This window comes from Ruegeria sp. AJ12, from assembly GCF_056536245.1.
Map to the genome: position 1 here is coordinate 259,581 of NZ_JBQFJJ010000001.1, position 11,607 is coordinate 271,187.

General features: G+C 61.3%; 11 protein-coding genes. 3 read left to right on the plus strand and 8 right to left on the minus strand.

All coding sequences use genetic code 11. The annotated features are described in order from the left end of the window. Window positions 1-76 precede the first annotated feature (76 nt). The 3 genes from secA (at window position 77) to ACR3E0_RS01335 (ending at window position 5,406) form a co-directional block, all read left to right on the plus strand. A complete protein-coding gene (secA, locus tag ACR3E0_RS01325; RefSeq protein WP_480475429.1) occupies window positions 77-2,794 on the plus strand; it encodes a preprotein translocase subunit SecA in 2,718 nt (905 codons plus the stop codon). Between the two features lie 101 nt (window positions 2,795-2,895). Next, a complete protein-coding gene (locus ACR3E0_RS01330) occupies window positions 2,896-3,825 on the plus strand; it encodes a hypothetical protein (RefSeq protein ID WP_480475431.1) in 930 nt (309 codons plus the stop codon). Window positions 3,826-3,849: 24 nt separating this feature from the next. Beyond that, window positions 3,850-5,406 (plus strand): phosphate ABC transporter substrate-binding/OmpA family protein, encoded by a 1,557-nt coding sequence (locus tag ACR3E0_RS01335; RefSeq protein ID WP_480475433.1) that lies wholly within the window; start codon window positions 3,850-3,852, stop codon window positions 5,404-5,406. Between the two features lie 3 nt (window positions 5,407-5,409). On the opposite strand, the gene radC is transcribed toward ACR3E0_RS01335, so the two are convergent. Genes radC through ACR3E0_RS01375 form a run of 8 tightly spaced genes read right to left on the minus strand, consistent with a single transcriptional unit; the run spans window position 5,410 to window position 11,606 of the window. Next, the gene (gene radC / locus ACR3E0_RS01340; protein WP_480475435.1) at window positions 5,410-6,165 is read right to left on the minus strand and encodes a RadC family protein; all 756 of its coding nucleotides are present in this window, start codon (window positions 6,163-6,165) and stop codon (window positions 5,410-5,412) included. Between the two features lie 35 nt (window positions 6,166-6,200). Continuing rightward, window positions 6,201-6,938: an ABC transporter permease gene (locus ACR3E0_RS01345; protein ID WP_480475436.1), complete on the minus strand. Its 738-nt coding sequence runs from the start codon at window positions 6,936-6,938 to the stop codon at window positions 6,201-6,203. After that, a complete protein-coding gene (locus tag ACR3E0_RS01350; protein WP_480475438.1) occupies window positions 6,935-7,663 on the minus strand; it encodes an ABC transporter ATP-binding protein in 729 nt (242 codons plus the stop codon). Before ACR3E0_RS01350 ends, ACR3E0_RS01345 begins: the two co-directional genes overlap by 4 nt. Further along, complete coding sequence (gene tenA / locus ACR3E0_RS01355) at window positions 7,660-8,337, minus strand: thiaminase II (protein WP_480475440.1); 678 nt, start codon at window positions 8,335-8,337, stop codon at window positions 7,660-7,662. The genes ACR3E0_RS01350 and tenA overlap by 4 nt, the downstream gene beginning before the upstream one ends. Beyond that, window positions 8,334-9,269 carry an ABC transporter substrate-binding protein gene (locus tag ACR3E0_RS01360; RefSeq protein ID WP_480475442.1) on the minus strand — a complete coding sequence of 312 codons (936 nt, stop codon included), beginning with the start codon at window positions 9,267-9,269 and terminating at the stop codon, window positions 8,334-8,336. Before ACR3E0_RS01360 ends, tenA begins: the two co-directional genes overlap by 4 nt. 20 nt (window positions 9,270-9,289) lie before the next feature. After that, complete coding sequence (locus tag ACR3E0_RS01365) at window positions 9,290-10,252, minus strand: HesA/MoeB/ThiF family protein (protein WP_480475444.1); 963 nt, start codon at window positions 10,250-10,252, stop codon at window positions 9,290-9,292. Next, the gene (locus tag ACR3E0_RS01370) at window positions 10,249-10,845 is read right to left on the minus strand and encodes a thiamine phosphate synthase (RefSeq protein ID WP_480475446.1); all 597 of its coding nucleotides are present in this window, start codon (window positions 10,843-10,845) and stop codon (window positions 10,249-10,251) included. The genes ACR3E0_RS01365 and ACR3E0_RS01370 overlap by 4 nt, the downstream gene beginning before the upstream one ends. Continuing rightward, window positions 10,842-11,606 carry a thiazole synthase gene (locus tag ACR3E0_RS01375; RefSeq protein WP_480475448.1) on the minus strand — a complete coding sequence of 255 codons (765 nt, stop codon included), beginning with the start codon at window positions 11,604-11,606 and terminating at the stop codon, window positions 10,842-10,844. The genes ACR3E0_RS01370 and ACR3E0_RS01375 overlap by 4 nt, the downstream gene beginning before the upstream one ends. Between the last annotated feature and the right edge of the window lies 1 nt (window position 11,607).

Genomic DNA, 11,607 nt, shown 5'->3' on the forward strand with positions numbered 1-11,607 from the left:
CCCCGTATCTATGGGTTGCGCGCAAGGTGGGCAAGCCTGTCGCAACCAAGACAAGAACAGATCCGCTGGAGTGAACATGCTGGGACTCGGAACGCTCGCCAAAAAGGTCTTCGGAACGCCGAACGACCGCAAGATCAAGGCGACCCGCCCGCTGGTCGAAAAGATCAACGCGCTGGAGCCGGAGTTCGAGAAACTGTCCGACGAAGGCCTGATCGACAAGACCGCCGAGCTGCGCAAACGCGCACTGGACGGCGAGGCGCTGGATGATCTGCTGCCCGAGGCCTTTGCCAATGTCCGCGAAGGCGGCAAACGCGCGTTGGGCCTGCGCGCCTTTGATGTGCAGTTGATGGGTGGTATTTTCCTGCATCAAGGCAACATTTCGGAAATGAAGACGGGTGAAGGCAAGACGCTGGTCGCGACATTGCCCGCCTATCTGAATGCCCTGACCGGCAAAGGCGTACATATCGTTACGGTGAACGAATACCTGGCCAAGCGGGATGCGGAATGGATGGGCAAGGTGTTTGGTGCGGTCGGTATGACCACCGGCGTGATCTGGTCGGGCCAGCCCGATGCCGAGAAAAAGGCGGCGTACGGCTGTGACGTGACCTATGCCACAAACAACGAACTGGGCTTTGATTACCTGCGCGACAATATGAAGGCCGATCTGGACGAGGTCTATCAAAAGCACCACAATTTCGCGATCGTCGACGAGGTCGACTCGATCCTGATCGACGAGGCACGGACGCCGCTGATCATCTCGGGCCCATCACAGGACCGGTCGGAGCTGTACACGGCCATTGACGGATTGATCCCGTCACTGCAGGACGATCACTTTTCTCTGGATGAAAAGACCCGAAACGTCACCTTCACCGATGAAGGCAACGAGTTTCTCGAAGAGCAGCTGCTGTCCGCCGGTCTGATCCCCGAGGGTCATTCGCTGTATGATCCCGAAAGCACCACGGTCGTGCACCATGTCAATCAGGGTCTGCGCGCACACAAGCTGTTCCAGCGCGACAAGGATTACATCGTGCGGGACGGAAATGTTGTCCTGATCGATGAATTTACCGGGCGGATGATGCCCGGCCGCCGCCTGTCCGAGGGTCTGCATCAGGCCATCGAAGCCAAGGAAGGCGTGCAGATTCAGCCCGAAAACGTGACGCTGGCCAGCGTGACTTTTCAGAACTATTTCCGCCTCTATGACAAGCTGGGCGGCATGACGGGCACCGCCTTGACCGAGGCCGAAGAATTTGCCGAAATCTACGGTCTGGGCGTGGTCGAGGTGCCGACCAACAAGCCGATTGCGCGTCTGGATGAAGATGATCAGGTCTATCGCACCGCGCTGGAAAAATACGGCGCGATGATCAAGGAAACCAAGGAAGCCCAGGAAAAAGGCCAGCCGGTTCTGCTGGGCACCACATCGATCGAGAAATCCGAAGTGCTGAGCCAGATGCTGACCGAGGAAGGCATCGAGCATAACGTCCTGAACGCCCGCCAGCATGAACAAGAGGCCCAGATCGTGGCGGATGCGGGCCGGTATGGCGCGGTGACCATTGCCACCAACATGGCCGGTCGGGGGACCGACATTCAGTTGGGTGGCAATGTCGAGATGAAGGTTCTCAAGGCGTTGGCCGAGAACCCCGAAGCGGATCCGGCCGAGCTGCGCGCGGCGGAAGAGGCACACCATGCCGAAGAAAAGAACAAGGTTCTGGAGGCTGGTGGCCTGTACGTGATGGCCTCGGAACGGCACGAAAGCCGCCGCATCGACAACCAGCTGCGTGGCCGGTCCGGTCGTCAGGGCGATCCGGGCCGCACCGTGTTTTACCTGAGCCTCGAAGACGACCTGATGCGAATCTTCGGCTCGGAACGTCTGGACAAGGTTCTGACCACGCTGGGCATGAAAGAGGGTGAGGCGATCATTCACCCCTGGGTGAACAAGTCGCTGGAACGCGCGCAGTCCAAAGTCGAAGGCCGGAACTTTGACATGCGCAAGAACGTTCTGAAGTTCGACGACGTCATGAATGATCAGCGGAAAGTGATCTTCAGCCAGCGCCGCGAGATCATGTCGACGGGCGATCTGTCGGAAATCGTCTCGGACATGCGCGAGCAGGTGATCGATGATCTGATCGACGAGTATATGCCGCCGAAATCCTATGCGGATCAATGGGATACCGATGGTCTGTACGAGGCGGTAAAGGACAAGCTGACCATCGACGCCCCGGTTCAGGACTGGGCCGCCGAAGAAGGTGTCGACGATGACGAAATGCGTGAGCGCCTGATCAAGGCCGCCGACGAGATGATGGCCCAGAAAGCCGTTGCCTTTGGGCCTGAGAACATGCGCAACATTGAGAAACAGGTGCTGCTGCAGACCATCGATGGCAAATGGCGCGAACATCTGCTGACCCTGGAACATCTGCGCTCGGTCGTTGGTTTCCGTGGCTATGCCCAGCGCGACCCGCTGAATGAATACAAGAGCGAAAGCTTCCAGTTGTTCGAAGGCATGCTGGACAGCCTGCGCGAAACCGTGACGCAGCAATTGTCGCGCGTCCGTCCGCTGACCGAAGAAGAGCAAAAGGAGATGCTGGCGCAGATGGCGGCCCAGCAAGCGCAGGCTCAAAAGGCGGTCGATCAGGCGGCGGGGCAGGCCGAAGCCGTGGCCGAGGCCGAAGCGTCAGGCGATGCACGACCCGGCTTTGTCGAGGATGACCCGACGACATGGGGCAACCCGTCGCGCAATGACAGATGTCCTTGCGGGTCCGGCAAGAAGTTCAAACACTGCCACGGTCGCCTGACCTAACGTCACCCTGAAATCCGACACAATGACTCCGCCTCGCGGCCACATATTGGCCGCGATTGGCACCGAAATTGCGACTCGCTCCTTCAACTGGGGAGGGTGTCTTGTTTGTTGTTCGGAACTACGTGACCACGTTTGGCACAGCCTTTTGCGCGCTGGCCATTGGTTACCTGATGCAGAACGGATCAGCTGCGCAGCCTGACGGCGCGCAGGCTGGCGTTGCTGTGGCTTCGACCGAAGGCCAGGCTTCGGTTCTGGCCGGTCTGGAAAGCATCACTCTGACCTCATCTTCACCGACCGATTCACCTTTGGATGACGCGCCTTCGACGCAACGGACGCTGCGTGCCAAGCCGAGCTCCCCAATCGATCACAACTCCTGCAAGCTGAGTGCGCGCGCATCAGCCGTACAGGGGGCCAAGGCGCATCTGGCCATAAAGGCGCCCTGTCATGCCAATGAGCGGGTCGAGATCTATCACAGTGGCCTGACCGTCACGCAGGTGACCGACGAGAACGGCGCACTGGATATGACGATTCCCGCACTGACAGAATATGCAATCTTCCTGATTTCCTTTCAGGATGAAACCGGCAGCGTCGCCACCACTCACATCTCTGATATCGGTCAATACCACCGCATTGCCCTGCAATGGCGCGGCAATACCAACCTTCAGATACATGCGCTGGAGTTTGACGCCAGCTATGGCGGAGAAGGGCATGTCTGGGCCGGACCGACGTCGACCGGGGCCGGCAATGTCATCAATCTCGGTCGCGCCGGCTTCGAGGATGCGCAAAACGTCGAGGTGTATTCTTTCCCTGCCGGTCAGACCGACCGGTCCGGCGCAATCGCCCTGACCGTCGAGGCCGAGGTGACAGAGGCAAATTGCGGGCAGAACCTGAGCGTTCAGTCGCTTGAGCTGCGGTCCGATCGCAGGCTGCGGTCGCGTGACCTGACGCTGAGCTTGCCGGACTGTTCGCACACCGGTGAGTTTCTGGTGTTGAATAATCTGCTCGAAGACCTGACAATCGCGGCAAAGTAATCCGCAGGCAGGCTCGACCTTCTCATGACATTCTTCCGTGCAGCGTTGGCTGCGCTGTTTTCTGTGACACTGGCGGCAGGCGCCGCAGCGCAGGACATCACGCTGACCTCGCATGATGGTAAGGTCGAGATAACAGGAAACCTGCTGGGCTACGACGGCGAATTCTACCGCGTCGACACGCAGTTCGGCGAGCTGACCGTGGATGGATCCGGTGTCATCTGCGACGGGCCCGCCTGCCCCAACCTGATCGATTTTGTGGCCGAGGTCCGGTTCTCCGGCTCATCCGTGATGGCAGAAACCGTGCTGCCGGCCCTGGTCGTCGGCTTTGCCCGTCAGGAGGGTCTGACCGCAACGCCGAAACGGGTCGATGATTCCACGTTTGCCTATGAGTTACACCAATCCGGTCGACCGGCGGCGTTGGCGCGTCTGATGTTCCGGGTCGGTAACACAAGTCAGGGCTTCGCCGATCTCTCTGACGATACCACCGACATCGTCATGGCGATGCGCGAGATTCGCGACACCGAACGCGAGGCGCTGCGGTCCGCTGGTCTGGGTGACCTCAAACGCCCACGCCGGTCGCGGGTTGTTGCGCTGGATGCGATGGTTCCGGTCGTAGCCGACGACAACGTGATGCGGCAGATATCGCCTGCGGATCTGGCGCGGGTCCTGTCAGCGGACATTGAGAACTGGGCCGACCTTGGTGGACCCGACGCTCCGATTGCTTTGCACATGCCCGATGCCGACTCTGGTCTGGCGCAGGCGGTCGAGGATCAGCTGTTGCAAACCGTCGGTGCCACAATCTCGGATACCCCGATCCGCCACTCGCGCAGCAAGGACCTTGTGCACGCTGTTGCCGATGACCCGTTTGCTATTGGGATTGCCACGCAGGCGGCGGCCGGAGGAGCACGCGCCTTGCCTTTGACAGGTGGTTGCGGGCATGCGCTGGCGGCCACACGGCAGTCGATCAAGACCGAGGACTACCCGCTGACCGCTCCGATGTTTTTGTATCTTCCGGAACGCAGGCTGCCCCGGATCGCGCGGCAGTTTCTGGCGTACAGCCAAAGCCCGGACGCGCAGATGGCGATCCGGGAGGCCGGTTTTGTTGACCAGACCCCGGAAACGCTGGGAATCGGGTTGCAGGGTGATCGTCTGGCCAATGCCATTGTAACCGGAGGGGAAGAAGTCGGGTTGCCCGAGTTGCAGCGCATGATCGAGACGCTGCGGCCGATGTCCCGCCTGTCCCTTTCCTTCCGCTTTGAACCCGGGTCCTCCAGGCCGGACGCGCAATCGCGGTCGAATATCCTGCAACTGGCGCAGGCGCTCGAGGCAGGCCGGTTTGATGCGCGCAAGCTGGTCTTTGTGGGGTTCAGCGACGGGGACGGGGCGGCGGACGCCAACGCGCGGATTGCCTTGCGGCGGGCACAAACGGTACGCAACGCGGTTCTGGGCGCCATCGAAACCGCCGTTCCGGACAGCGTCGAAATCGCGGTCGAGGGGTTTGGCGAGGCCATGCCGATGGCTTGCGACGACACCGAATGGGGCCGAAAGGTCAATCGCCGGGTCGAAATCTGGGTGCAGTAGGTGTTACAGATACCCTTCTGAGCGAAAACTGAGCTCGGTCGATTTCCCGATAATCAGATGGTCGTGCAGCGTCAGGCCCAGCGCGGTACAGGCGTCCTGAATCCGCGTCGTCATGTCGATGTCGGATTGCGACGGGGTCGGATCGCCGGACGGATGGTTGTGCACCAGAATCAGCGCCGAAGCATTCAGCTCAAGCGCCCGCTTGGCCACTTCGCGCGGATAAACAGGAACATGATCCACGGTGCCCTTGGCCTGTTCCTCATCCGCGATCAGGACATTCTTGCGGTCCAGATAAAACACCCGGAATTGCTCGGTCTCGCGATGCGCCATCGTGGTGTGGCAATAATCCAGCAGGGCATCCCAGCCCGAGATCACCTGCCGCTGCATCACCCGTGCGCGCGCCATCCGATGGGCGCAGGCCTCAAGAATCTTAAGGTCGGTGATCACCGTATCCCCAACGCCCTTGATCTGACGCAACCGATCCTCGGACGCGGTCAGGACACGGTTGAAATCGCCAAACGCATCCATCAGCCGCCGGGCCAGCGGTTTCACATCCTGTCGGGGGATGGATCGAAACAGAACCAGTTCCAACAGTTCATAGTCCGGCATTGCCGCTGAGCCACCCGACATGAACCTTTCGCGCAGCCGCCGCCGGTGGTCTTTGATGTAGGAGGGTAACCGACCGGTCGGCAGCGGCTGCGCGGGTGCTTCGTCAGTGTCGAACAGCATCGGGGCTTCGGCAAAGGCGTCCTGTGTCATGCCCCGAGCTTGGCTCAGAATCGGTTGCTGAATGGTTAACGTTTTTCGCCCGCCATGCGCGCCGTGGCGCGGCGGACGATCATGTGCAGAAGGACAGAGAAAACGCCCAGAGTCAGCATCGCGGCAAACATCAGATCGGTCTTGGCGCGGCCATTGGCCAGCAGCATCAGATTACCCAACCCGCCCGACGACCCGCCGACCCACTCTCCGATCACGGCCCCGATCGGGGCATAGACGGCGGCCAGACGCATTCCCGAGGCCAGCGAGGGCAGTGCGGCTGGGATACGGATGTGCCACAGAATGGACCAGCGGTTGGCCTGCATGGTGCGGGCCAGATCAAGATAGCCGGGTGGCGTGCGTATCAGCCCATCAAAAAAGGACGATGTCACCGGAAAGTAGATGATCAACATCGCCATGGCGACCTTGGACCAGAGATCAAAACCCAGCCACAAGGTCAGCAACGGCGCCAGAGCAAAAACCGGCAGGGCCTGCGTGAAAACCAACAACGGTTGTACCAGAACCCGCGCCGCGCGCGAGCTTGCCAGCGACAGCGCCGTCAGAACACCCAAAGTGACCCCGAAGACAAAGCCAACTATGACTTCTACCGCTGTGACCCACGTATCCCTTGCGATGATCCAACGGTTTTCCCACCAGGTCTCGGCCACGACCGCCGGCCCCGGCAGGATGAATTTGGGCCAGCCGGTGAGCGTCACGAGGCCCTGCCAAAGCAGCAGTGCGAATATCGTCGCGGCAAGGGCAGACAGGTATTTCATGCCGCGTTCTCCCGCAGCAACCGCAGCAAGGCGCCCTGGGTTTCCAGCGTCTCAAGATCGTCAACTTTGCGCGGCGCGGGGGCATGGGGCGGTTGACAGGGCGTCAGACCAGCGGGCGTCATGACCACAATTGACTGTCCCAACCGGGCCGCCTCGCCGGGATCATGCGTCACCAGCAGAACCGTACGGCCCTGCAACGCTTCGGCGGCCAGATCCTGCATGTCGGCCCGTGTGCGCGCGTCGAGGGCCGAGAACGGCTCGTCCAGCAGCACGACAGGCCGATCCTCCATCAGGGTCCGCGCCAGCGCCACGCGTTGACGTTGGCCCCCGGACAGCTCAGCCGGTTTCTTGTGCATATGATCCTGCAGCCGCATTCGTTCGATCAGCCGATTGCGCCGATCGATATCAACCGGTTCCCTGCGCAACCGCGCGCCCAGAGAGACGTTCTGCGCCACGCTCGCCCAGGGCAAGAGCAGGTCATCCTGCGCCATATAGGCCACCCGTTCAGCCACCGCCTCACCGTCGCTGGCTATGATCTGGCCGGAGAAAACCGCCCCGGTCTCTAATCCGGCGATCAGGCGCAACACGGTCGTCTTTCCAACCCCCGACCCGCCCAGCAGACACGTCCATTGCCCCGCGCCAAGGCTCAGGGTCAAGGGCGCAAACAAGGGCGCACCGTCAATCTCAGCGTGTCCGCTGATGATCAGGTCGGGGGCCGGTGTCATGGGGTCAGACCCATTTGCCAGAAATTGACCTCGAGCGCTGTGGCCGTTTCAAAGGTCCTGCAGAGGTTCGACCACATCGGAACGGTCTCGTAGTGCTCTCCCAATCGGTGGATCACTGCGGTGTCCAGCAGCGCGCCGATGTCGTGGCAATAGCTTTGATACTGATCGCCCGCATAGGTATCGATCCATTGGCGGTAGGTGTCCGATGTCGCCTCTGTCGCCAAGCGTGACCCGATTTCGGCATAGCCGATAACACACGGCACCAGCGCGGCAAGCAGGTTCAGGTAATCCCCGGAATAGCCGGATTCGAGGACAAAGCGGGTGTAGGCCAGGTTTTCAGGCCGTTCGGGCGTTGCAAACAGGTCTTCGCGCGAGATGCCGGCCTCGGCGCAGACACCCACATGCAGCAGCATCTCTTCCTGCATCAGACCGTTCACCGTGGCGGCGGCAACCTGCATCTCTTCGTGGGTTTCGGCCTTGACCACAGCCAGAGCCCACGCCCGGGAAAAGTGTGTCAGGAACACATAATCCTGACGCAGGTAATGCAGAAAGGCATCGCGCGGCAGGGAGCCATCCCCGAGACCCTGAACAAAGGCGTGGCGGGTGTAGTCCCGCCACGGCCCCTGCGCCGCATCGCGCATCAGCGCGAAGGCGTTGCCATACCCGCCGCTCATTGCGCGGTCACGTCGATGGCGATGTCACTGACCGGGTTGATGCTGTCGATCATGCCGCTTTCGTTCAGAAACGCTTCAAACCGGGCATACCGTCCGGCATCCAGACCCGCCGGACGCAGCGCAAAGCGCGGCAGAGTGTCGACCCAGGCGCGGGCGTTCAGCTCATCCTGCAGTTCCGGCGAGGTGGCGGCGAAGATCTCCCAGCTTTTTTCCGGGTTGTTGACGATGTACTGGGTGGCTTTCTCGGTTGCGGCGAGGAATCGGGCGATCTGGTCGATATCCATGGTCTCGGGATTGGCGACATAGATCAGCTCGTCATAAGACGGCACGCCCTCTTCCTCGATGTAAAAGCACGTGCCGGGCACGCCCTCGATATCCATCTGGTTCAGTTCGAAATTGCGGTAGGCACCGATGACAGCATCCACCTGACCGGTCATCAGGGATGGCGAGAGCGAAAAGTTCACGTTGATCAGCTCAACTTCGTCCAGTGTGACGCCGTATTTGCCCAGAACGGTTGTCAGAATGGCCTCTTCCACCCCCGCCACGGAATACCCGATCTTCTTACCCTTCAGGTCCGCCGGGGACTTGATGGAGCCGTCTTTCAGCACCAGAAGACAGTTCAGCGGCGTGGCAATCAGCGTGCCCACGCGCTTGAGCGGCAGGCCTTCGTGGATCTGCAAATGCAGCTGGGGTTGATAGGACACGGCGAGGTCCGCCTGACCCGCCGCAACCAGACGCGGCGGTGCGGACGGATCGGCAGGTGGGATGATTTGCACCTCCAGCCCCTGCTCGGCGAAATACCCGTTTTCCTGCGCCACGATAATGGGGCCGTGGTCGGGGTTGATGAACCAGTCCAGCAGGACGGTCATCTTGTCTTCGGCCCAGGCAGGCGCAGCGGCCAGCAGGGCAATGGCAGCGATCAGTTTCTTCATGTCTCGCGTTTCCTTTTCATTCACGAGGTTGAGGCCGCGACGAGAACGATCTCGCCCGGCCAATCCGATTGAATCGTTTCGGCTGCACGCCAGGCGCGCAGACCGGTGGCACAGCAAAGGGCCAGTCTTTGCCCTTTGTTAGGGTCGTATTCCAGGTCAGCCGGCGATATGCGCTGCGCGCTTGGATGGATCGGAACCGGTGCTTCGTCCGGGTCGCGCAGCTCGACGATCACGTCATCCGGCATCAGCTCAGACGCGCTGACAAAGGAGAACTGCGTGTCAGGCTCCACCGCGTCGTCAAAGCGAAAGCTGGTGCTGCGGCAGGTGCGACCATCAAACTGCACCATCTGCCCGAGCGGGGATGGATCGAGACCCAAAAGCAGGTTGAGCGCCATTTGCGCCTGCATCGCCCCGATCACCCCGACAACCGGGGCCAGGACACCGGCGGTGGCGCAGCTGGCGCCACTGTCGGGCGCATCCGGAAAAACGGCACGCAGTGACGGGGCACCGCCGCAGAACCCGCCAACGTAGCCTGACAGCCCAAGCACCGATGCGCTGATCAGCGGTGCGCCAAGTTTCATGCAGATATCTGACAGGCCGTAACTGGCCGCGTAGCTGTCGGCACAATCCAGAACCAGATCGACCCCAATGACCATTTCCGCCGCGTTCTCGTTTGTCAGAGTCTGGTGTCTGGCGAGCACCTGAATTTCGCCATTCAGGGCCCGGCACCGGTCTGCTGCCACCTGGGCCTTGGACAAACCGCAATCCTGTTCCGAGAACAGAGTTTGCCGGTGCAGATTTGACAGCGAAACGGTGTCGGCGTCCATGATGGTCAGCCGCCCCACACCAGCCCCCGCCAGCAACGGCAGGACCGGCGCCGCCAACCCGCCAGCGCCCACGACCAGCACGCGCGCCCTGGACAAGCGCGCCTGCCCGTCCGGTCCAACCTCCGGCAAGGTCATCTGGCGCACATAACGGCTCATCGTGTCACCTCGATCCAGTCGCGCACCCGGGCCTCGGGGTCCGCGTTCAGCGTTATGTCGGTGACGACCGAGACGATATCTGCCCCGGCCTCCAACACACCCGCTGCGCGTTCGACGCTCATACCACCGATGCCGACAAGCGGGATGTCCCCCACTCGCTGCTTCCATTCCGTTACGCGCGGCAGGCCTTGCTGATGCCATTTCATCTTTTTCAGGATCGTGGGATAGACCGGGCCCAGCGCAACATAGTCGGGGTCCATGGACAGAACACGCTCAAGCTCGTCATCATCATGCGTAGACACGCCAAGCTTGAGGCCCGCAGCGCGGATGGCCTTCAGGTCGGCCTCGTCCAGATCTTCCTGCCCCAGGTGGATCCAGTCGCAGCCCGCATCGATGGCCGCCTGCCAATAGTCATTCACAACCAGCACGGCGCCATGATCCCGACACAGCTGCTGCGAGTCCGCGATTTGCTTGCGCACCTCTGCATCCGGCTGATCCTTGATCCGCAGTTGGACCAGCCTGACACCCAGGGGCAGCATGCGGCGCAACCAGTCCGAGTGGTCAAAAATCGGATAAAAACGATCAAGCGTCATGACAAGAAGGCCTTTCCAACAACGGGGGTTGACGGTTCTGCCATATCGCGCGGCTCAATCGGGTCGGCTTGGTGGGCCAGTCGTCCAGCCTCGATGGCCAATGCCATCGCGCGGGCCATCACCGCCGGATCACCCGCACGGGCGACGGCGGTGTTGAGCAGAACGGCATCATAGCCAAGCTCCATCGCGTGCGCGGCGTGGCTGGGCAGGCCGATACCCGCATCGATCACAAGCGGTACGTCCGGGAATTCAGCCCGCATCGCGCGCAGGGCGTATTCGTTGCTCAGGCCGCGGCCAGACCCGATTGGCGCGCCCCAGGGCATCAGAACCTCACACCCCGCCGCCAGCAGGCGTTCGCCCACGATCAAATCGTCGGTGGTATATGGAAACACCTGAAACCCGTCTTCGGTCAGGATATGCGCGGCCTCGACCAGTTGGAACACATCCGGTTGCAGGCTGTCCGTATGGCCAATCAGCTCCAGCTTGATCCATTTGGTATCAAAGACCTCGCGCGCCATATGCGCGGTGGTCACGGCCTCTTTCACCGTATGACATCCGGCGGTGTTGGGCAGGATCAGCACACCCAGATCGCGGATCATCTGCCAGAAGGCCTGACCCGTGCCGGATTCGCGGCGCAGGGACACGGTGGCCACCCCCGCACGGCTTTCCCGGAAGGCCTGCTCCAGAATGGCAGGGCTGGGATATTGGGCGGTGCCCAGCATCAGCGGGTTGGGCAATGCGGTGCCATAGAACGTCTTCACG